The sequence below is a fragment of the Amycolatopsis vancoresmycina genome, from assembly GCF_000716785.1.
Taxonomy (GTDB): Bacteria; Actinomycetota; Actinomycetes; order Mycobacteriales; family Pseudonocardiaceae; genus Amycolatopsis; species Amycolatopsis vancoresmycina.
On sequence record NZ_JNYY01000014.1, the window covers coordinates 282,785 to 302,335 of the forward strand.

At 72.4% G+C, this 19,551-nt stretch carries 16 protein-coding genes; 12 read left to right on the forward strand and 4 right to left on the reverse strand.

The genetic code is table 11. From position 1 onward, the window contains the following. Nucleotides 1-64: 64 nt before the first annotated feature. Together OO60_RS30535 and OO60_RS30540 are read left to right on the forward strand one after the other, a co-directional pair. Entirely contained in the window at nt 65-424 is a 360-nt protein-coding gene (locus OO60_RS30535; RefSeq protein WP_004562570.1) for a helix-turn-helix domain-containing protein, read from the forward strand. Nucleotides 425-472: 48 nt separating this feature from the next. Beyond that, nucleotides 473-889, forward strand: coding sequence for a VOC family protein (locus tag OO60_RS30540; RefSeq protein ID WP_004562568.1), 417 nt, complete (start codon nt 473-475; stop codon nt 887-889). A gap of 38 nt (nt 890-927) precedes the next feature. Here OO60_RS30540 and OO60_RS30545 read toward each other — a convergent pair whose 3' ends face one another. Both OO60_RS30545 and OO60_RS46640 read right to left on the reverse strand, forming a co-directional pair. After that, on the reverse strand, nt 928-2,823 hold the full coding sequence (locus tag OO60_RS30545; RefSeq protein ID WP_004562566.1) for a S53 family peptidase: 1,896 nt from the start codon (nt 2,821-2,823) through the stop codon (nt 928-930). Nucleotides 2,824-2,919: 96 nt separating this feature from the next. Next, nucleotides 2,920-3,456, reverse strand: coding sequence for a hypothetical protein (locus OO60_RS46640; protein ID WP_155849077.1), 537 nt, complete (start codon nt 3,454-3,456; stop codon nt 2,920-2,922). 628 nt (nt 3,457-4,084) lie between these two features. On the opposite strand from OO60_RS46640, the gene OO60_RS30555 reads away from it, so the two are divergent. From OO60_RS30555 to OO60_RS30565, 3 genes are all read left to right on the forward strand, one after another. Then, nucleotides 4,085-6,277: a cutinase family protein gene (locus OO60_RS30555; RefSeq protein ID WP_155849076.1), complete on the forward strand. Its 2,193-nt coding sequence runs from the start codon at nt 4,085-4,087 to the stop codon at nt 6,275-6,277. Between the two features lie 102 nt (nt 6,278-6,379). After that, nucleotides 6,380-6,745, forward strand: coding sequence for a MerR family transcriptional regulator (locus tag OO60_RS30560; protein ID WP_033262623.1), 366 nt, complete (start codon nt 6,380-6,382; stop codon nt 6,743-6,745). A 103-nt stretch (nt 6,746-6,848) separates the two neighbouring features. Beyond that, nucleotides 6,849-7,781: an NADP-dependent oxidoreductase gene (locus OO60_RS30565; protein WP_004562562.1), complete on the forward strand. Its 933-nt coding sequence runs from the start codon at nt 6,849-6,851 to the stop codon at nt 7,779-7,781. A 34-nt stretch (nt 7,782-7,815) separates the two neighbouring features. Here the strand turns inward: OO60_RS30565 and OO60_RS30570 are convergent, their stop codons facing one another. Continuing rightward, a complete protein-coding gene (locus OO60_RS30570; protein ID WP_033262624.1) occupies nt 7,816-11,106 on the reverse strand; it encodes a hypothetical protein in 3,291 nt (1,096 codons plus the stop codon). 121 nt (nt 11,107-11,227) lie between these two features. Here OO60_RS30570 and OO60_RS30575 point away from each other — a divergent pair, with 121 nt between their 5' ends. Genes OO60_RS30575 through OO60_RS30585 form a run of 3 tightly spaced genes read left to right on the forward strand, consistent with a single transcriptional unit; the run spans nt 11,228 to nt 14,831 of the window. Then, the gene (locus OO60_RS30575) at nt 11,228-11,743 is read left to right on the forward strand and encodes a (2Fe-2S)-binding protein (RefSeq protein WP_004560473.1); all 516 of its coding nucleotides are present in this window, start codon (nt 11,228-11,230) and stop codon (nt 11,741-11,743) included. Beyond that, nucleotides 11,740-12,744 carry an FAD binding domain-containing protein gene (locus OO60_RS30580; RefSeq protein ID WP_033262625.1) on the forward strand — a complete coding sequence of 335 codons (1,005 nt, stop codon included), beginning with the start codon at nt 11,740-11,742 and terminating at the stop codon, nt 12,742-12,744. Before OO60_RS30575 ends, OO60_RS30580 begins: the two co-directional genes overlap by 4 nt. Beyond that, nucleotides 12,741-14,831, forward strand: coding sequence for a xanthine dehydrogenase family protein molybdopterin-binding subunit (locus OO60_RS30585; protein WP_004559024.1), 2,091 nt, complete (start codon nt 12,741-12,743; stop codon nt 14,829-14,831). Before OO60_RS30580 ends, OO60_RS30585 begins: the two co-directional genes overlap by 4 nt. 61 nt (nt 14,832-14,892) lie before the next feature. Here OO60_RS30585 and OO60_RS30590 read toward each other — a convergent pair whose 3' ends face one another. Beyond that, nucleotides 14,893-15,624, reverse strand: coding sequence for a GntR family transcriptional regulator (locus OO60_RS30590; RefSeq protein ID WP_004559025.1), 732 nt, complete (start codon nt 15,622-15,624; stop codon nt 14,893-14,895). Between the two features lie 96 nt (nt 15,625-15,720). Here OO60_RS30590 and OO60_RS30595 point away from each other — a divergent pair, with 96 nt between their 5' ends. From OO60_RS30595 to OO60_RS30610, 4 genes are read left to right on the forward strand one after another with little or no spacing between them, the layout of a single operon-like run. Further along, nucleotides 15,721-17,004 carry an MFS transporter gene (locus tag OO60_RS30595; RefSeq protein WP_004559026.1) on the forward strand — a complete coding sequence of 428 codons (1,284 nt, stop codon included), beginning with the start codon at nt 15,721-15,723 and terminating at the stop codon, nt 17,002-17,004. A gap of 5 nt (nt 17,005-17,009) precedes the next feature. After that, on the forward strand, nt 17,010-18,374 hold the full coding sequence (locus OO60_RS30600) for an acyclic terpene utilization AtuA family protein (protein WP_004559027.1): 1,365 nt from the start codon (nt 17,010-17,012) through the stop codon (nt 18,372-18,374). Further along, nucleotides 18,367-18,714 (forward strand): DUF4387 domain-containing protein, encoded by a 348-nt coding sequence (locus tag OO60_RS48250; protein WP_033262626.1) that lies wholly within the window; start codon nt 18,367-18,369, stop codon nt 18,712-18,714. The genes OO60_RS30600 and OO60_RS48250 overlap by 8 nt, the downstream gene beginning before the upstream one ends. Further along, on the forward strand, nt 18,711-19,517 hold the full coding sequence (locus OO60_RS30610; protein WP_004559029.1) for an alpha/beta hydrolase family protein: 807 nt from the start codon (nt 18,711-18,713) through the stop codon (nt 19,515-19,517). Before OO60_RS48250 ends, OO60_RS30610 begins: the two co-directional genes overlap by 4 nt. The last annotated feature ends 34 nt before the right edge of the window (nt 19,518-19,551 follow it).

The following is a 19,551-nucleotide window of genomic DNA, read 5'->3' on the forward strand; positions in this document are numbered from 1 at the left end:
CGCGGCGCGTCCGGTGTGGTGTGATTCCGCCGTGAGCCGTGCCGGGGAAGAGACCAACCGCCGCATGCTGCGTGCGCGCGACACCATGGACCGGGACTACGCGAAGCCGTTGGACGTTCCCGCGCTGGCCAGGGTCGCGCACGTCTCGGCGCCGCACTTCGCCCGGACCTTCCGCGCCACCTTCGGGGAAACCCCGCACCGCTACCTGCAACGCCGCCGGGTGGAGCGGGCCATGTTCCTGCTGCGCGCGGGCGACCGGAGCGTCACCGACATCTGCCTGGAGGTCGGCTTCACCAGCCTCGGCACGTTCAGCCGGACGTTCCGGGACATCGTCGGCGAGTCGCCGACGGCCTACCGCCGCCGGGGACCGCTGGCCGGCGTGCCGACCTGCTTCGCGATGGCGTGGATGCGGCCGCGGAGCTGATCGTTTCGGATAAGCACCCCGGCGCGCCCCTGCACTACCGTCGCCCCCATGCTCAACGCAATCACGATTTCGCAGATCTTCGTGCTCGACCAGGACGAGGCGCTCGACTTCTACGTCGGCAAGCTCGGCCTGGAGGTCCACACCGACGCCGACCTGGGGTTCATGCGGTGGCTGACGATCAACGTGCCCGGTCAGCCGGACCGCGAGATCCTGCTGGAGAAGCCGGGCCCGCCCCGGATGGACGAGGCGACGGCGGACCAGGTCCGCGACCTGCTGACGAAGGGCGCGATGGGCGGCTCGCTGTTCTTCGCCGCCGAAGACTGCCGCAAGACCTACGAGACGCTGCTGGCCAAGGGCGTGGAGTTCACCGACGAGCCGACCGAACGCCCGTACGGGATCGACTGCGGCCTGCGTGACCCGTTCGGCAACAGCATCCGGTTCAGCCAGCCCCTGTCGGGGTCCTGAGGCGGGTTCAGGGCGGGGCATCGCCGGGACGATACGTCCTACGGCCGGCGGCGGAAGGAGTCGATCAGCCGCCGGGTCGGTGAGCCCAGGCCGGTCACGGTGTCGTAGCCCGGGGCGTGGACCAGGTTCGAGTCCGCGTACTGCCCCGGGGTGATCAGGTCGACGAACCCGCGTCGCTCGACCGCGAACGCCACCGTGTCCGGCGTCCCGGCGGGGTTGTCGCGGATGGCGTGGTACATCGGTAACGGCCGGGCGTACAGGGCCGGGTTCGCGAACCCGAGTGGCCCGTGCTCCTGCACCAGAAGGGCGGCCACCCCGGCGAAGGCGGGCGACGACAGGCTGGTGCCGCCGCCGTTGCCCACCTTGTAGGACAGACTGCCGTCGAGGTCGTAGCCGGTTTCGCCGACGAGCAGGCACAGATCGGGATCCGCCAGGGCGGCGACGTCCGGGAGCGTGCGCATCGGCGGCGACCCCGCGAACGACGCCGGCACCACACCCCGCTGGTAGAACGGCTGCGGGAACACGGTGCTGGTGCCGCCGCCGGAAGCCTTCCCCTGGTAACCGGGCAGGCCCGGATCCCACGACCGGCCGTCACCGGACAGGGACGCTTCGTCGGTCGCCCAGCCGATTTCCCACAGGTAGGAGTTGCCGGGCCCGATCGCCAGCGTCGTGCCGCCCACCGCGGTCACCCACGGGCTGGACGCCGGGTACTCGACGGACCGGCCGCCGCTGTCGGTGCTGCCGCCGCCGGAGTCGCCGCTGGCGAAGGTGAACGTGATGCCCTCGACCGCGGCCTCCTGGAACGCGCGTTCGTACGCCGCGACGGCGTCCGGGGCGTAGCCGGGGGTGGAGCCGACGATGATCGACCCCGACACGACGTCGGCCAGGTGCCGGTCGACGATCTGCACGATCGAGTCGAGCACGTCGTCGCCGTAGCGGGCACGGGAGCCCACCACGAAGGCGATGTCCGCGCCGGGCGCCATCGCGTGCGCGGCTTGGACGTCCATGGCGAACTCGCCGCTGGCTTCCTCGGGACGGGTGCCGGGCGGGACGTGGGCGGTGAACTGCCCGGGGGCGAACGGCGGCTCACCGTGCTCGGCCGCGAAGCGGTTGGCGTCGGGCAGGGTGTTGATTTCGTTGCCGATGCTGATGATCCCGATCGTGACACCCTTGCCGGTGAGGCCGGTCCCGGTGATCCCGTAGGCGTCACGCACCTGCCGCGGCGTGTACCCGCAGGGCGCCCACTGCGCGGGACGTCCGTAGGCAGCGGGGAGATCCGTGGCCGGGGTGTCGCCGTAGTGGTCCGGGCAGGGACTGACCGGCACCGCGGCGCGGGCGGCCGTCCGGGACCCGGTCCCGGGCGGCGGCACGGGCGGCCGGGAGCCGGTCGCGGCGGTGAGGCCGGTGACGGTCAGGACGTCCGGCCCCACCGCCGCGGGTACCGTGACCGGGTCCACCGCCGCCCGGAACGGGGTGCCGTAGTAGGTGTAGTTGTGGAAGCGCGTGCCGAACGCCTCGGCCGCGGCGGCGACTGTGCCCTGGGCGACGACGGCCCGGGAGCCGGCGCTGACGATCGACAGGCCGCTGCCGCGCAGCCAGGCACTGACCGCGTCGATGCGGTCCTGCGAAGGCCCGAACCGGGCGCGCGTCTGTTCGGGGCTCAGGAAGTGGCCGTAGCGGGGATCACGCGGGTCCGACACCGCCCGCGCGTAGCCGGCCAGCCGCCGGGAATCGCCGTCGAGGAACACCTGGGCGGTGACCTGGCCCGCGGGATCGGCCGGCCCGGCGTCGGTCCCGTCCTGGACGACGTGGGCGCTGCGGGTGCCGTCCAAGCCGCGAACGGGTACCCGCGGCGGCTCGGCAGCGAACGACGGTGCCGCGGGCACGATCAGGAGGCTCGCCAGCAGGATGATCCCGGCCCGTGGTCTCCGCATCGCTGTCCTTCCGTCGGCGTTCTCGAGGCACCCCCAAGGAAGATGCCGGGACCCGGACGATTCGTTGCACCTGCGTCGCCACCGCCTCGGACCGCGTCAGCGGACGCAGCTCCCCTGACGCTGCAGCCATTGCAAGATCGGAGACTGCTCGCAAACGGAGGCAGTTGCGGAGAACTTGGCGTGATAATCCATCAATTCCCAGCGCTTGTCGGCGTCGGTGTGTGCCATGCCGAGTTCTTGAAGGCGCCAGTAGCGCCAGCGTACGACAAAGATGGCCCGGCCGTTGACTGCTTTTCCGCGGTCGAGTTGTCGCAGCTTGATCCAGGCGGCAGCGATGTGCCCCGCGCAGGCGATGTCGGAGTCCATTTGAAGGCTTTGGATCGGAGCGAGAAGATCGGCTGAGACGCTTTCCGACAAGGCACTCGTGAAGTCCGCGGCCGTCGGGCAGGAAGTTTCCGGTATCCCGCCGGTGTCGCCGGAAGCCTGCAGCCCACCGGGCGAGGCGGCTTCTGGTTGGCTACCGGTGTTCCCGGGTGATCCACCGCACGCCGTCGAGGCGGCACCAAGGATGGCGAAAACCACCAGAGCGCCGAAGTAGCCTCGAATGCCGGATCCTTGCCCCATCATGCGCACGGATTCAAGGTCGCGGAGGCGCCGGACGGCGTTACGGCCCCAGGAAATTGGCGATCTGTAACACGAACGCGGCGGCACGCGACGATGAGGTCCATGAGCTGTCGGATGCTGTCGCGCAGGGGGAAGATTCTCCTTGTCCTGTGCGGAGTCTTTCTGGTGCTCGCCACTGCGTTCGTTGGATTCGATGCCCGCGCGCGTGCGGAGTTCCGTGAGGTCAGGGCCGTGGTTGACCGGTTGCAGATACCCGAAGGCGCCATTTCTGCTCGGGTGGTGGAGACGGGTAACGGTATCGCTGCTTACCTCTGCGTCGACGCGGAGTGCCCATCGTTCGCCCGGGGTTTTCTCGTTGCGGTCCCGCCTGGGGGTGATCGAGACGTTGTACAGGAGTTGCTGACAGGGAATGGATACGCGGTAACAACCCCTCCGGTGGACGGGTGTGGCACCGCCGATCAAGGAGATTGTGCTGCCCAGCACCGCAACGCCGCATTCAGCTTGAAAATCACCATCGGGCCGCCGGGCTCCGCGGTTCCTCCGCAAAACCCTCCGCCTGGCACTGTTTGGCGTTCGCTGTGGATCACGGCAATGCACCGATAGTTTCCCTTTTTTCAGATATGCCCGGAGGTGGCTCGTGGTCACACGTTGGCTTGCGGCGGTCATGGCGAGCGGTTGCGTCGGGGCTGTGGCATTGGTGACTGCGCCCGCGGCGACGGCCGAGCCGGGTTGTCAGCAGGTGCTGGTGGTGTTCGCCCGGGGGTCGGGGCAGAATTTCACCGACAAGAAGAGCGATGAGGCCGACACCTTCTACGAAAAGATCAAGGAGAATGCTCCCGGGGTGCGGATCGCCCGAGCCGACCTCGGCAACCTGGACGGGAACAACCGGGTCGACGCGGGTGAATATCCGGCTGTTCCCATGACGCAGTGGTTCGGGATCGACCTCAAGGACTACTTCGACCCGGATGAAGATGCGGCGCTCGACGGCTACAACCGGAGCCGCAAGACGGGGACCGACGAGCTGGTCTCCTTCCTGGAGCACCGCAACTGCCCGGCGGAAACAATAGTTCTGGGTGGCTACTCGCAGGGCGCGGACGCGATCGGGTCGGCGTTGCCGAAGTTGTCGTCGAAGGTGCTCGGCCGGGTCGGGTACGTGGCGCTCTTCGGCGATCCGAAATTCTGGACCGGCAGCTTGGCCAGCAGGCTTTTCGGAGCGAAGGCACCGTGGGTGCGCGGAGATTTCGACGGGTACTTCGACGAAGGAATCCTCGGTGGCCGGGACCCGTACGTACCGGAGTCGCTGGCGAGCCGAACGGGAAGCTGGTGCGACAAGCTCGATGGGCTGTGCACGGGAAACATCCTGCAGTTGCCGCCCACCAGCCACGCGCACTTCGAGTACCCGCAGAGCGAGGTACCCCAGGCGGCGAACGAAGTCGCCGTGGCGCTCCGCAAGCTCCGGCCGGACCTCCGGAGCCGAGTCTTCCCCACGCTCCTGCCGGTCGACCTGCGTCCCACGGAGAAGGTGGATGTCGCATTCGTCGTCGACAGCACCGGCAGCATGGCCGACGACATCGATGCCGCTCGTGCCTCGATCAGCCGGGTGACGGACGAAATCTTCGGAGTGGCGAAGTCGGCTCGGGTTTCCCTCGTCGACTACAAGGACGTGGACGACAGCTACCAGGCGCGAGTCGACGTCCCGTTCACCGAAAGCAAGACGGAGTTCATCGACGCGGTCAACGGCATCGTCGTCGACGGGGGTGGCGATGATCCGGAGTCGATCTTCTCCGGTCTCATGGCAGCCTACGCGCAGAAATGGCGCCCTGGTGCGTTGAAGCTGACCATCTTGATCGGTGACGCGCCGGCGAAGGACCCCGAACCGCGAACCGGATACACGCAAGCTCAGGTGCTCAAGGCGGCGAAGGAGCTGGATCCGGTCGTCATCAACCCGATCCTCGTGGGCGGGAAGGAAGCCACGCGGACCAGCTTCGAGAAGCTGGCGGACGGTTCCAAAGGACAGGTGTACTCGTCGGCGACCGCGGCTGACCTCGTCAAGGCCATCGATGACGCGATGCGCGGGTTCGCCACAGCTCCGGTCGGGCAAGCCGGCGGGCCCTACAAGGCGGCGGTAGGTGAACCGATCCACTTCTCGGCTGCGGGTTCCTTCGACCCCGATGGCAGCATCACCAAGTACGCCTGGGACTTCAACGACGACGGCAAGATCGACGAGACGTCCACCTCGCCGGTGGTCACGCATTCCTACAAGAAGGCATACAAAGGAATGGCGGTGGTCACGGTCACCGGGGACGATGGCAGGCAGAACGCCGCAACGGCCGTCGTCGACGTGGGCGCCGGCCTGCGTGCGCCGAGGTCACCGAGTCCTCCGCTGGAAGTCGTCGCTTCGCAGTCCGGACCTGGTCAGGTCGAAATCTCGTGGCAGCCGCCGGCTTCTCCCGGAGACGCGTCGATCGACGGCTACCGGATCGATCGAACCGACGGTGTGCAGATCGGTGTGGTGCGGTCGGAGGCCCGGAAGTTCGCGGTCGAGGGCGTACCGGACGAGACTCAGGTCCAGTTCACCGTGACCGCCGTGAACAAGTTCGGAAACGGCGCGGCGGGGACGAGCAACCTTCTGCGCACGCAGGCGCCACCGTCGACCAGTGCCCCGGCCACGAGCGCCCCGGCCGGCGTGAAACCGTCCGCGTCGAGCGTGGCGGACGTCCGGCTCTGGGAACGTCCGGTTTTCTGGGGCATCTCAGGATGTGCTGCCATCCTCCTCCTGCTGCTGCTCGGAATCTTCATCCGTTCAGCTCGGCGCAGGCAGCGTCGATGACTTCGGCTGTGGCAGAACCGGACGGTTCCGTTCGTGGACCAGGTGTTGCCCAACCCGAAGGTCCGGCCGACGATGCCGGCCGTGCGGGCGTAGCTTTTCAGCATGAGGATCGGCGAGTTGTCCCGGCGCACCGGCGTGAGTCCGCGCTCCCTGCGGTACTACGAAGCGCAGGGCCTGTTGACCAGCACCCGTTCCGACGCCGGGCAGCGGCACTACTCCGACGCCGAGGTCCAGCGGGTGTCGCTCATCCGGCAGCTGTTCGAGGCGGGCCTGTCCAGCCGGGTGATCGCGATGGTGCTGCCGTGCGTCGAGACTCCCGCCGACGCGGGCGTCGTCGAGTTCGCGTACGCCACGATGAAGCGCGAGCGCGACCGGATCGACGCGGAGATCGCGCACCTGGCCGCGACCCGGGACGCCCTCGACGTGCTGCTCAGCGCCAACAGCCGGCACCGGGCGAAGCTGGCTTGACGGTGTGACCCGCGCCTCAGCCGGTTGCCCCTGACACCGGTGTCAGCGGTCAGGATGGCCGCAGGGCCCGGACGAACCGGGCCGCTCACGGAAGGCGCGGAAAATGGGACAGGCATGGGGTTTCGGCAGGCACGGCGGGCCCGAAGTCCAGGAGTTCTTCGACCGCCCCGATCCCGTCCCCGGTCGCGGTGAGGTGCTGGTCCGGGTCGCCGTCGCCGGGGTGAACCCCCTCGACCACCTCCTGCGCGCGGGCCTGGTCCCCGGGCTCGACGGCGGGCGGCCGTTCCCGCGCGTGCTGGGCATGGAGGCGGCGGGAACCGTGCTCGCCCGCGGCGAGGACGTCGACGGGCTCGACGTGGGGGACGCGGTCTTCGGCTTCGCGCTGACCGGCGGCGGCACCTACGCCGAGACGACGGTGCTGTCCGCTTTGCACACCGCGCGCATCCCGGCGGGCCTGTCCGCAACCGTGGCGGCGACGCTCCCGGTGGCCGGAACGACCGCGGTGGACGCGCTCGACCAGCTCGGCCTCCCGCCCGGCGCCACGATCCTGGTGAACGGCGTCGGCGGCGGGGTCGGCCTCGCGATCGCCCGCCTGGCCGCGGCGCGGGAGCTGAACGTGGCCGGCACCGGCAGCACCGCCAAACGCGCGGCGGCCGAGACTCTCGGGGTGCGCTTCGTCGACTACACCACGGAGGACGTCGTTGCCGCCGCCCGTGAGCTGGCTCCCGGCGGCTTCGACGGGATCGTCGACCTGGTCGGCGGCCCCGCACTGCGAACGGTCGCCCCGCTGGCGCGCGACCCCCGCACGGTGATCGCCGTGGGCGACCAGTCGGTAGCGGAACTCGGCGGCCGGTTCGTCGAGCGCCGCCTCGACCGCAAGAACCTGGAGCGCGCGGCTCGCCTGGCCATCGAGGGCGTCCTCGCACCACCGATCACGGCCGTCCACCCGTTGTCCGACGCGCCGGCCGCCCTCGCCACCGTCGAGCACGGTCACACCGCGGGCAAGGTGGTCATCGAGGTTGCCGGCCTCGGCTGAGCGACACGGTCCGGCGGGCGGTGATGACGGGCCGTCATTCCGGAGCGAGAGCGATCCGCGACGCTCGTTCGCGGACGTCGGCGTCGGAGTGCTCGCGCAAGCCCAGCACCAGTTCGCGCCACGGACCCGTCCAGCCGGCTCGGGAGCCGGCCTGGCCCGCGATGGCGGCCGCCAGCGACGCCTCCGCCGCGTCGGCGGTGAGCGCCTGAGCTGCGCCGAGGTCGGCCCGTTCCGGGTGGTGGCCGGACAGCCAGGTCGCCAGCCGGTCGGCGGCCTGCCAGGCCAGTGCCGGGCGGTTGGCGAGCGCGGCGATCCGGCGGAGGGCCGGGAGCAGGTCGCCGTGGCGGGGTAGCGCGGCGATCGCGAGGGTCAGTGCGTCTGCCCGGTGCTCCGCCCGTTGCGCCAGCGTCGCCGACAGCCGCTCGGCCGCGTCGCGCATCGTCTCGCCGCTGCCGTCCACGCGGGGCGCGAACCGGGCGACGACGTAACGCAGTCGTTGGCGCGCCGGCTGGTCACGGCCCGCGATGACGACGTCGTCCAGCTCGGTCAGCGTGGTGACCATCGCGTGCAGCGGGGCCGGGTCGCCGGTGATCGTGCACGCGGCCAGCACCGCCTCGACCGCCGGCTGCCACGTCGCGGTGCCGGCCAGCTCGCAGACCCGGGCGACCAGCGCGGCCGATCCCTCGCGGTCCCAGTGGCTCCACGCGGGCCAGGCGGTCAACCCGATCCGCGCGGTGTCCGGGTCGGCGCCGGTCGCCACGGCCCGCACGAGCGCGCCGTAGCGGGCACGGTGCTGCTCGGCGATGGTCGCCGGGGTGGCTTCGGTCAGGGCGGTGGCCACCCCGGTCATCGTGGCCGCGTCGGCGAGCCACTGCCACGCGCGGTCGTCGTCGAGCAGCAGGCGCGCGGCCGACACGATCGCGCGGCGCAGGTCGCGATGCAGGTCCGGGTCCGCCCACCGCGCGGCCAGCTCACCGGCCGCGTCCGGCACGCGGTGCTCGGCCAGCAGCCGGATCGCCTCTTTGCGCGCCGTCACCTTCTTGCCCGCCAGCACGGGGCGGAGCGCGGCGCCCAGTTCGGCGGGCGGGATGCTCCGGGCGGCCCGGCCGGCCGCGTAGACCGCGACGCGGGCGTGTTCGGTGTCGGCGTATCCGAGCAGCGGGCCCAGTGCGTCGCCGGGCCGGTCGGTCCAGGCCAGGCCGGCCAGCGCGGCCTCGACCACGGCGACCTCGTCGTCCTGCAGGAACGGCCGCACGTCGTCGAGCGCGGCGCCGGGAAGGCTCGCCAGGCGCCGCACAGCCGAGACCCGCTCCCAGACCGGCTTACCGGGTGTGGTGGCGAGGTCGGCCAGCAACTCGCCGTACCGGGCGACCTGACGCGGCAGCCACTGCCGCAGCGACCCGCCGAACGTCGGCACCAGCCGGACACCGCGGGCGGCGAACCGGCCCTGCGGCGCCTGGTCCAGCACGCGGTCGAGCAGGTCGGTCCGGCGTTCGCTGATCGCGTCCGCGACGGCGGTCACCGTGATCGTGGACGGGTCACCGCGCAGCACCGCCTCGACGCGTTCGTCCCGGGTCGCGGGCGGGGCCAGCCACAGCTCGATCGCCCAGTGCACCGTGCTGTCGTCGGCCGCGCCGGTCGCGGCGCCCACAGCGGCCTGCAGATCGGGCATCGCCCACGCACGCCGGTGCAGGCCCGCGGCCAGCGCCAGCACCAGGTCGTGGCGGCCGGCGCGGGCGTCGGCGGCGATGCGCGGCCGCAGCGCCGACCACACGGCGTGCTCGGCGCCGCGCGGCAGGTCCCGGTCGAGCCGGTGCTGGGTGAGGGTGCGCGCGTGCCCGCCCGACAGGTGCAGGATCCGCAGCCCGCTCTCGACCAGCTCCGGCCGCGTGGTGCGGGTGCCCTCCCGCACCAGGGTGACGGCCAGGGTGCCGGCCGCCTGGCGGGTGCCCCACGACGCGTCCCTGGCCTGGACGGCATCGGCGGCCGGCTTGACCAGTGTGGACGGATCGGCCGAGCGCAGCAGCCGGCCGGGGACCGCGGCGACGGCCGCGAGCGCGGCGTGGCGGACCGGGTCCTGCTCGTTGGGCAGCCGGGTCAGCGACGCCAGCACCCGGGCGACGACGCCGGGGTCCCGGGTCGCGGCGGCCGCCCCGATCAGCAGGGGATAGCCGGCGGCGCGCTCCGCGGCGGCCGGCCGGGTCGTCTCGGCCCGCAGGTCGGCTTCGGCTTCGGCCCACGGCAACCGCGCGGTCGCCTCCCGCCGCAGCACGGGGTGGTCGGCCACGGGACGGGTGGCGAGCAGCCGCCGGGCTTCCTCGTGCCGCGCCCGCCACGGCAGGACGTCGAGCAGCGCGATCGGCAGCCCGGCCTGCTGGAGGGTCCGGTCGCCCAGCGCTCCACCCAGGACGGCCGCGCGGCGCGCCGGCGGGAGCCCGCGCACCAGCGCCGTCAACCGGGGTACCTCGTCGACGAGGGCCCGCGCGAGCGAGGTCAGGGCCTCGTCCGACGCCCGCCGCAGCGCGCGCTCGATGCCGCGACCCGGCCGGAACCGGATGCGCCGCGCGGAATCGGCGAGGAGGCCGACGACCCGGTCGGGATCGGCGGCGATCGCCGCGGCCAGCCAGCGATCGGCGCCGGCCGGCAGCCCGGTCGGCGGCCCCGAACGGGCAAGCAGGCCGGCGACCTGGCCGGGATCGTGCTCGACCAGATGGGCAAGGGCGGGACCGAACCGGGCCCACACGGCGACCCGGCCGCCACCGGCGGCTCCGGCCAGCCGGCGGCGCAGGTCCGCGAGGACGACGGCGGGGTGCCGGCGGGCGAGCGCGGCGAAGTTGGGCACGGCGAAGTCCAGGTCCGGCAGCAGCGCCGCCACCGTGCCGGCTTCGCAGGCCGCCAGCACGGCGGCGGCCTCGCGGTCACCGAAGCGGGCGCGCACGGCGGGCAGCAGTGCACCGGCCCACGCGGTGGCACCGGTGGCCCGCACCGCGCGGTAGAGGGCGTGCCGCCAGGCGGCCGGTGCGGTCGCCAGCGCCCCGGCGACGACGTCGAAGTGCAGGCCGCGGCGGGCGCAGTGGTTCATCGCGAGTCCGGCGACCTGGGCATCGTCCGCGACGAGACAGCGGCGCAGGTGCGTGTCGTCGCCCGCGATGACGGCCATCGTCGCGGCCCAGGCGCGCGGAAGCCCGGGGACGGCGTCCAGTTCCGCGAGCAACGCGGTCAGCTCCGGGGAACCGGCCAGCGTGCGTGCGGTATCGGCGAGAACCCGCCGTCGTGCCGGAGCGGCCAGCGGATCGACCCGGGCGAGGAGGGCGCGCATGTCCATTGCGCCGATTGTTCCCGATCATGAGGAGGCCACCAACGCAATTCCGCCCGCGGCCGGCACACCCGGCCGTTTCTTCCCGCCGCGAACGGGTACGCCGATCACTCTCACGGAAGAGGGACACATGGCGACCGAAAGCCCCGAACCCACGATCGAGCTGCAGGTCGACGGGACCGAGCACCGGCTCACGGTGGACCCGCGGCGCACCCTGCTCGACCTGATCCGCGACCAGCTGGGCGAGCCGGTCGCGAAGAAGGGCTGCGACCACGGCCAGTGCGGCGCGTGCACGGTGCTGGTCGGCGGCCGCCGGGTGCTGGCCTGCCTGACCCTGGCGGTGACCTGCGACGGCGCCGACGTGACGACGGCCGCCGGGCTGGCCGCCGACGGCGGGCTGCACCCGATCCAGCAGGCGTTCCTCGACCACGACGCCTTCCAGTGCGGGTACTGCACCCCGGGCCAGATCTGCTCCGCGGCCGGGTTGCTGGCCGAATTCGCCGACGGCGCTCCGAGCCACGTCACCTCGCCGGTCAGCGCGGCTCCGGAGTGGTCCGACGCGGAAATCGCCGAACGGATGAGCGGGAACCTCTGCCGCTGCGGGGCCTACGCCGGGATCGTCGCCGCCGTCCGGGAGTCGCGATGAAGACCTTCACCTTCGCCAAGCCGGCCACGGTGGCCGAGGCCGTGCGGTGGGCCGCGGAGCCGGGCACGGTGTTCCTCGGCGGGGGCACGAACCTCGTCGACCACCTCAAGCTGGGCGTGGCCCGGCCGGACCGGGTCGTCGACGTCACCGGCGTGACGCCGGAGGACATCCGCGAGACCGAAGACGGCGGCCTGTTCGTCGGCGCCGGTGTCCGCAACAGCGACCTGGCCGCGCACGAGGAGGTCCGGCGACGCTGTCCCGTGCTGGCCGAGGCGTTGCTCGCCGGCGCGTCGGCCCAGCTGCGCAACATGGCCACCACCGGGGGAAACCCGTTGCAGCGCACGCGGTGCCTGTACTTCCAGGACGTCACGACGCCGTGCAACAAGCGCGAACCCGGCTCGGGGTGCTCGGCCATCGGCGGCGCCACGCGCGAGCACGCGATCCTCGGCGCGTCCGAGGCGTGCGTGGCCACGCACCCGTCCGACATGGCGGTCGCGCTGGCGGTCCTGGACGCCCGGGTGCACGTCACCGGGCTCGGCGGCGAGCGGGAAATCGCTTTCACCGAGCTGCACCGGCTGCCCGGCGACCACCCGGAACGCGACACGGTGCTGGCGCACGGCGAGCTGATCACCGGCTTCACGGTGCCCGCGGTCCCGTGGGCGCGCCGGTCGGCCTACCGCAAGGTCCGCGACCGGGCGTCGTTCGCCTTCGCGCTGGTCTCCGTCGCCGCCGGAGTGTCCCTGGTGGACGGGAAGATCGACGAGGTCCGCGTCGCGTTCGGCGGGGTGGCGCACAAGCCGTGGCGGGCCACCGAGGCGGAAGCCGTGCTGCGCGGCGCCCGGCCGGGCGAGGACGTGTTCGCGGCGGCCGCGGCCGCCGAGCTGGCCGGGGCCCGCGCGCTCGACGGCGTCGACGGCGGCAACGCCGTCAAGATCCCGCTCGTCCGCCGCACCCTGGCCGCGGTGCTGCGCGAGCTGACGGCCGAGGAGCCGAAGCGATGACCGAGCTGCTCGAACCCCGCGCCATCGGCACCCCCACCACCCGCCGGGACGGCCCGGCCAAGGTCACCGGGACCGCGCCGTACGCCTTCGAAGCACCGGCCGACCGGCCGCTGTACGTCCACCCGGTGCAGGCCACGATCGCCCGCGGCCGCTGCACCCGGATCGCCACCGTGGCCGCCGAAAGCCTCGGCGGCGTGGTGCGGGTGATCACCCCGTTCACCGCCGAACGGCTGGCGAGCACCGACGACGCCGAGCTCGCCGTGCTGCAGGATCCCGAGGTGCCCTTCCGCGGCCACGTGATCGCCCTGGTGGTGGCCGAGACCCCGGAGACCGCCCGGCACGCTGCGGAGCTGGTGGAGGCGGCGTACGACGTCGAGCCGCACGACGTCGAGCTCGACGTCGGCCGCAGCGACCTGTACGCGCCGGACTCGGTGAACCCGGACTTCCCGACCGACACCGCGCAGGGCGACGCCGACGCCGGACTCGAGCGGGCGGAGGTGACCGTCGGCGAGACGTACGAGACGGCGATGCAGCACAACAACCCGCTGGAACCGCACGCCACGACCGCGTTGTGGGACAACGGGATGCTCACCCTCTGGGACTCCACGCAGGGCGTCCACCCGGTGCGCTCCGCCGTGGCCGGGGTGTTCGGGCTGCCCGAGGAGAAGGTCCGGGTCCGCTGCCCGTACGTCGGCGGCGGGTTCGGCTCGAAGGGCAGGCCGCACGCGAACGTCGTGCTCGCCGCGCTGGCCGCCCGCGCGGTGCCGGGCCGCCCGGTGAAGCTCGCGCTGACCCGGCAGCAGATGTTCGTCCTCGCCGGGTACCGCACGCCCACGATCCAGCGCGTCCGGCTCGGCGCGGACCGGGACGGGCGGCTGCGCGCGCTGCGCGTCGACGTGGTGGAGCAGACGTCGCGGATCAAGGAGTTCGCCGAGCAGACCGGGGTGCCCGCGCGGATGATGTACGCGGCGCCGAACCGGGCGACCAGCCACCGGCTCGCCGCGCTGGACGTGCCGGTGCCGTCGTGGATGCGGGCGCCGGGGGAGTGCCCGGGGATGTTCGGGCCCGAGGTCGCGATGGACGAACTCGCCGTCGCGCTGGGCATGGATCCGATCGAACTGCGGGTGCGCAACGAGCCCGGGCGCGATCCGGAGAACGGACGGCCGTTCTCCAGCCGCAACCTCGTCGCGTGCCTGCGCACCGGCGCCGAGCGGTTCGGCTGGGCGGAGCGGGACCCGCGGCCCGGCGTGCGCCGCGAGGGCCGGTGGCTGACCGGGACCGGCGTGGCGGCGTCGGTGTACCCGGCGAAGCGCTCGCCCGGGTCGACGGCGCTGATCAGGTTCGAGAACGGCCGGTACGCCGTCGAGATCGGCGCCGCCGACCTGGGCACGGGAGCCTGGACGATCCTGCCGCAGATCGCGGCCGACGCCCTCGGCGTCCCCGCGCCGGATGTCGAGGTCCGCATCGGCGACACCGGCTATCCGAAGGCGACGGTCGCCGGCGGATCGTCCGGCACCGCCTCCTGGGGAGCGGCGATCGTGGCCGCGGCGGAGGCGTTCCGCGACAAGTACGGCAGCGACCCGGCCGAGGGCGCCGAGGCGAGCGCGGACACGCCGGAGAACCCGGCGGAGGAGGAGTACTCGATGTACGCCTTCGGCGCGCAGTTCGCCGAGGTACGGGTCGACGCGGACACCGGCGAGATCCGCGTTCCCCGGCTGTGGGGCACGTTCGCGGCCGGCCGGATCGTCAACCCGCTGACCGCCCGGTCCCAGCTCCTCGGCGGGATGACGATGGGACTGTCCATGGCGTTGTTCGAGACCAGCACGATGGACCCGCGCACCGGGCACGTGGTCAACCACGACCTGGCCGGGTACCACATCGCCACCAACGCCGACGTGGGCGACCTGCGCGCCGACTGGCTCGACGAGCACGACCCGCACGTCAACCCGATGGGCACCAAGGGCGTGGGCGAGATCGGCATCGTCGGAACGGCGGCGGCCATCGCGAACGCGGTGCACCACGCGACCGGGGTCCGGGTGCGGAAGCTGCCGATCACGCTCGACGCGCTGCTGCCCGCGCTCACCTGAGGTGGTTCGCCTCCGCGAAGCCGGGCCACCTCGTGAGTGGTGAGGCGAGTTCTAACTCGCCTTACCACTCACGAGCGTGACCGGGAATGAGCCAAGGGCCCGCGAGGAGGTCGGCGAGCCCGCCGCGGGCGTCTTCGAGCACGAGCGCCTCCGCGGCCGCCGAATCGCCCGCGCGCAGGGCACGGACGAGCCGGCGATGGGTGGCGTAGCGGTCCAGGCCGAACGTGTCGTCGACGCTGACGCGTTCGAGCACCCGCGCGCGCCGCTCCGCGCGGGAGAACACCCGGGTCTGGTCGAGCAGGCGGACGAGCACCGGGTTGCCGGCGCACGCCTCGACGAGGGCGTTGAAGCGCTGCATGGCGTCGAAGAGCCGGCCGACGTGCTTCTCGACGTCCTGGCCGGACTCGTGGCGCTGCTTGATGAGGATGAGCAGGTCGTCGGCCTCGTCGAGGATCGCGTCGAGCCCGGCCAGCTGCCCGGGCGTCGCGTGCCGCGCGGCGAAGCGGGCCACCATGCCCCGCAGGCCGACCTCGACCTCGGCGAGGTCCTGGACGGCGACGCCGCCGAACGTCGCCACCTTGACCGTCCGCGGGCCGGACCGTTCGAGGAGGCCGTCCTGTTCGAGACGCCGGATGGCTTCGCGCACCGGCGTCGGGCTGACCGACAGCTGCTCGGCGAACCCGCGCTCGGTGACCTTCTGGCCCGGGCGCAGCTCGCCGGTGGTGATCGCGTCCCGGATCGCGCGGTACACGCGGTCGGCCAGCGTGTCGGTGGTCAGGGCGTCACCCAGCATGGGTCCGAGTCTACGGCAAAGCTGATTTGCAACTCTTGACCATCTTGCTATAGCAAAAGTACGGTGGCGGTCATCGGTCGAGGGAAGGTGCCGACGATGACGTTGACCACCCCGCGCGTCCGGACGGGACGCATCACGTTCTTCGTGGCTCTGGCGGTCTTCGCGCAGGAGTCGACGTGGAACCTCTACGACTCGCAGGTTCCGCCGCTGCTGCGCGAGCACGTCGGCAGCGCCGCGCTCATCGGCGCGCTGATGGGCATGGACAACCTGCTCGGCATCTTCGTCCAGCCGTGGATGGGCAACCGCTCCGACGGGACCCGGACCGCGTGGGGCCGGCGCATCCCGTACCTGGTCGTCGGCATGCCGCTGGCGGCGGTGCTGTTCGTGGTCATCCCGCACGCCGCGGTCTCGCTGCCGCTGCTGGTCCTGGTCATGTTCGGCTACGCGCTCGTCGCGAATTCGTTCAAACCGATCGCCGAGTCCCTGCTGCCGGACTACATCGGGCCCGAGCGGCGCAGCCGGGCCAACGCCGCGGTGAAGATCGCCTCCAGCATCACGGTGATCGTCGCCGCGCTGATCAGCATCTTCCTCATCGACGACTTCCCGAAGCTGTCCTTCGCGATCCCGGCCGTCCTGATGCTGGGGTCGGTGGGCGTACTCGCCTGGCGGGTGCGCGACAGCAAGTCCCCGGGGTACCGGGCGGCGCTCGAAGAGGACCGCGCCGGGCACACCGGGAACGCGCCCCGCGTGCGGATGCGGGACGTCCTGCTGGATCTCGTGCGCGACCCCGACCGCAGCCGGCTGCTGGTCATCGCGGCGGTGCTCGCGTTCGGCAGCGCGTGGTTCGCGTCGCGCTCGCTCATCACCAACTACGGCATGGAGGCGCTGGGCATGTCCCGCGGCGACGCCGGCGGTCTCACGCTCCCCAGCGGACTCGCGTTCATCGTGGCCGCCTACCCGGTCGCCCTGTTCGCCGAACGCTTCGGCCGGTTGCGGGTGATCCTGGCCGGGATGGCCGTGTTCGCGGCGGCGATGGTGCTCGGCACCCTCGTGCGGACGCCTGCCGGCACGGTCGCCGCGATGTGCGTGGCGGCCGCGGGCGCGGCGGCGTTCATGGTCAACATGGCGGTGGTCCTGTGGAACCTGGCGCCTTCGGCCCGCGTGCTCGGGACCTACACCGGGCTGTACACCGTCGGCTGGGCCGGCGGCGGGTTCCTCGGGCCGGCGGTGGTCGGCGGCATGGTCGACGTGACCGGGTGGCCGTTCCTGCTGCTCGACATCGCGGGCGTCACCGCGGTGGCGGTGCTCCTGGTGGCGCGCGTGACGCAGCTGCAGCACCGGCCACCTGCGCCACGGCACGTGGTCAACGGAGAGAAGTGAGGGACATGGAGAAAGTGCGCGTGCTGGCCCCGAGCGGCATGCTCGGGGCGGGCTGGGACCACGCGACGGTCGAGCGCGGCATCGCCATGGGCGCCGACGTCATCAGCATCGACGGCGGGTCCACGGACTCGGGTCCGTACTACCTCGGTGCCGCGACGGCCAAGACGACCGCCAAGGCCGTGGCGCGCGACCTGCGCAGCCTGTTCACCGCCGCCGCGGGCGCCGGCATCCCGGTGATCGTGGGCTCGTGCGGCACGAGCGGGACCGACGCCGGCGTCGACTGGGTCGCCGGGATCGCCGCCGAGGTGCTCGCGGAGGAGGGCCTCGCCCTGAAGGTTGCGAAGATCTACAGCGAGCAGGACGCGGCCGCGCTGAAGGAACACCTCGACGCGGGGCGCGTGCATCCGTTGCTGCCCTTGGGAGAGCTCGACGCGGAGACCCTCGAAAGCTGCACGCACATCGTCGGCGCGATGGGGCACGAGCCGATCGTCGAGGCGCTGCGCGGGGGTGCCCAGGTCGTCCTCGCCGGCCGCGCGACCGACACGGCGGTCGCGGCGGCCTACCCGCTGATGATGGGCATGCCGGCCGGGCCGACGTGGCACGCGGCCAAAATCGTCGAGTGCGGCGGCCAATGCACCGACAACCCGCGCGCGGGCGGTGTCCTGGCCACCATCGACGCGGACGGCTTCACCATCGAGCCCCTCGACCCGGGCGCGGCCTGCACGCCGATCCTGGTGGCCGCGCACATGCTCTACGAGACAGCGGACCCGTTCGAAATGCGCGAACCCGACGGCACGCTCGACGTCCGCGACGCGGTGTACACGGCCGTCGACGACCGCACCGTCCGCGTCACCGGCTCGCGGTTCCACGTCGCCGACCAGTACACGATCAAGCTGGAGGGCGCCCGGATCAGCGGGTACGAGACGATGTCGTTCTCGGCGATCCGCGACCCCCTGGTACTGGCCGGCATCGACGAGTGGGCGGCCCTGATGCGCACGCTGATCACCCAGCGGGTGCACGGGACACTGGGCCTGGCCGCCGACGAGTACGCGTTCGACCTCCGGCTGTACGGCCACAACGCGGTGCTGGGCGAGCTCGAACCCGAAACCGGGCCGCCGCGCGAGGTCGGCGTGATGCTCCTGGTCAACGCACCCGACCAGCCGACGGCGACGGCGGTGGCCAAGATCGCCAACCCGCTGCTGCTGCACCTGCCGACCCCGGCGATGGACTACCTGCCGAGTTTCGCGTTCCCGTCGTCCCCCGCGGAGGTCGAGCGCGGGGCGGCGTACGAGTTCGTGCTCAACCACGTGGTCGACTGCGCGCCACCGGACCTGTTCCGGATCGAGTTCGAGGGGAAAACCCGTGCCTGACACCACTTTGGCGGACCTGGCCCGCGAAGTCCGGTCGAAGAACGCGGGCCCGTTCTGGGTGACGATGGAGGTGTTCCTGCGTGACGCCGGCGGCTATCGCGTGGCGGCGGACGAGACGTTCCTGAACGAGCGCGTGATCGCCGGCCTGTACCGGGTCGACGAGGGGTCGGTCCGGATCTTCCGGATCCCGTCGCTGAACGTCGTGAAGATCTCGTTCCCGCGGCCGGTGGGCCAGGGTTCGGTGCGGGACCGGGACATGCACGCGGGACAGCACCACGTGCCCCTCGCGCGGCTGGTGGTGCCGGCCGGCCGTTCGACCGGCCCCGGGGGAACGCCGTGATCCGTGTCGCGGACCTGCCGGTGGCGCACCCCGGCCGCCGGCTGCTCACCAAGCGCACCCCGTTCTTCGCCGCACCGGGCGAGCAGCGCTGCAGTTACTGCGCCTACGTCCCCACGAGCTGGACGCCGGACGCCGAACTGCCCGTCCTGGTGGCCGTGCACGGCACCGGCCGCAGCGTCGGCGAGCTGCGTGAGGGCCTCATTCCCTTCGCCGAACGGCACCGAGTCATCGTCGTGACCCCGCTGTTCCCGGTCGGCATCGACGACCCCGACGACGTGCACGGCTACAAGCTCGTCGACGCCAACGGGATCCGGTTCGACGTGGTGCTGCTCGACATCCTGGAGCAGGTCCGGTTCCGGTGGACCGCGCGCGTCGGAAAGGTGCTGCTGTGCGGGCATTCCGGCGGCGGCCAGTTCGCCCACCGCTTCCTGTACCTCCACCCGGACCGGGTCGCCGCCGTCGCGGTCGGCGCGCCCGGCGGCGTGACCCTGCTCGACGACTCGCTCGCCTGGCCGGAAGGCATCACCGACACCCGGCGGCGGTTCGGGATCACCGTGGACCCCACCGCGGTCGCCCGGGTGCCGGTGCTGCTGGTCATCGGCGGCGACGACGACGGGCGGGCCGACCTGGCCGCCATGGGCGACCACGGCCGCAGCCGGCCGGAGCAGCTCGACCGGCTGGCCGCAACCCTGGCCCGGCACGGCACGGCGGTCCGGCGGGTCGTGGTCCCCGGAGTGGGCCACAGCGCCGCGGGAACACGACCACCGGTCGTCGAATTCTTCAGCGGCTTGCTGCCCGGCTGAGCCGGCGCCCGCCGTTCCGCTCGACGAGCCTGCG

Excerpts from the sequence above, each read along its gene's own strand:
- OO60_RS30590 (WP_004559025.1), bottom strand. The coding sequence starts at position 15,624 with ATGCTGGGTGACGCCCTGACCACCGACACGCTGGCCGACCGCGTGTAC.
- OO60_RS30580 (WP_033262625.1), top strand. The coding sequence starts at position 11,740 with ATGAAGACCTTCACCTTCGCCAAGCCGGCCACGGTGGCCGAGGCCGTG.
- OO60_RS30595 (WP_004559026.1), top strand. The coding sequence starts at position 15,721 with ATGACGTTGACCACCCCGCGCGTCCGGACGGGACGCATCACGTTCTTC.
- OO60_RS30570 (WP_033262624.1), bottom strand. The coding sequence starts at position 11,106 with ATGGACATGCGCGCCCTCCTCGCCCGGGTCGATCCGCTGGCCGCTCCG.
- OO60_RS30600 (WP_004559027.1), top strand. The coding sequence starts at position 17,010 with ATGGAGAAAGTGCGCGTGCTGGCCCCGAGCGGCATGCTCGGGGCGGGC.
- OO60_RS30545 (WP_004562566.1), bottom strand. The coding sequence starts at position 2,823 with ATGCGGAGACCACGGGCCGGGATCATCCTGCTGGCGAGCCTCCTGATC.
- OO60_RS30535 (WP_004562570.1), top strand. The coding sequence starts at position 65 with ATGCTGCGTGCGCGCGACACCATGGACCGGGACTACGCGAAGCCGTTG.
- OO60_RS30560 (WP_033262623.1), top strand. The coding sequence starts at position 6,380 with ATGAGGATCGGCGAGTTGTCCCGGCGCACCGGCGTGAGTCCGCGCTCC.
- OO60_RS30540 (WP_004562568.1), top strand. The coding sequence starts at position 473 with ATGCTCAACGCAATCACGATTTCGCAGATCTTCGTGCTCGACCAGGAC.
- OO60_RS30565 (WP_004562562.1), top strand. The coding sequence starts at position 6,849 with ATGGGACAGGCATGGGGTTTCGGCAGGCACGGCGGGCCCGAAGTCCAG.
- OO60_RS30575 (WP_004560473.1), top strand. The coding sequence starts at position 11,228 with ATGGCGACCGAAAGCCCCGAACCCACGATCGAGCTGCAGGTCGACGGG.
- OO60_RS30585 (WP_004559024.1), top strand. The coding sequence starts at position 12,741 with ATGACCGAGCTGCTCGAACCCCGCGCCATCGGCACCCCCACCACCCGC.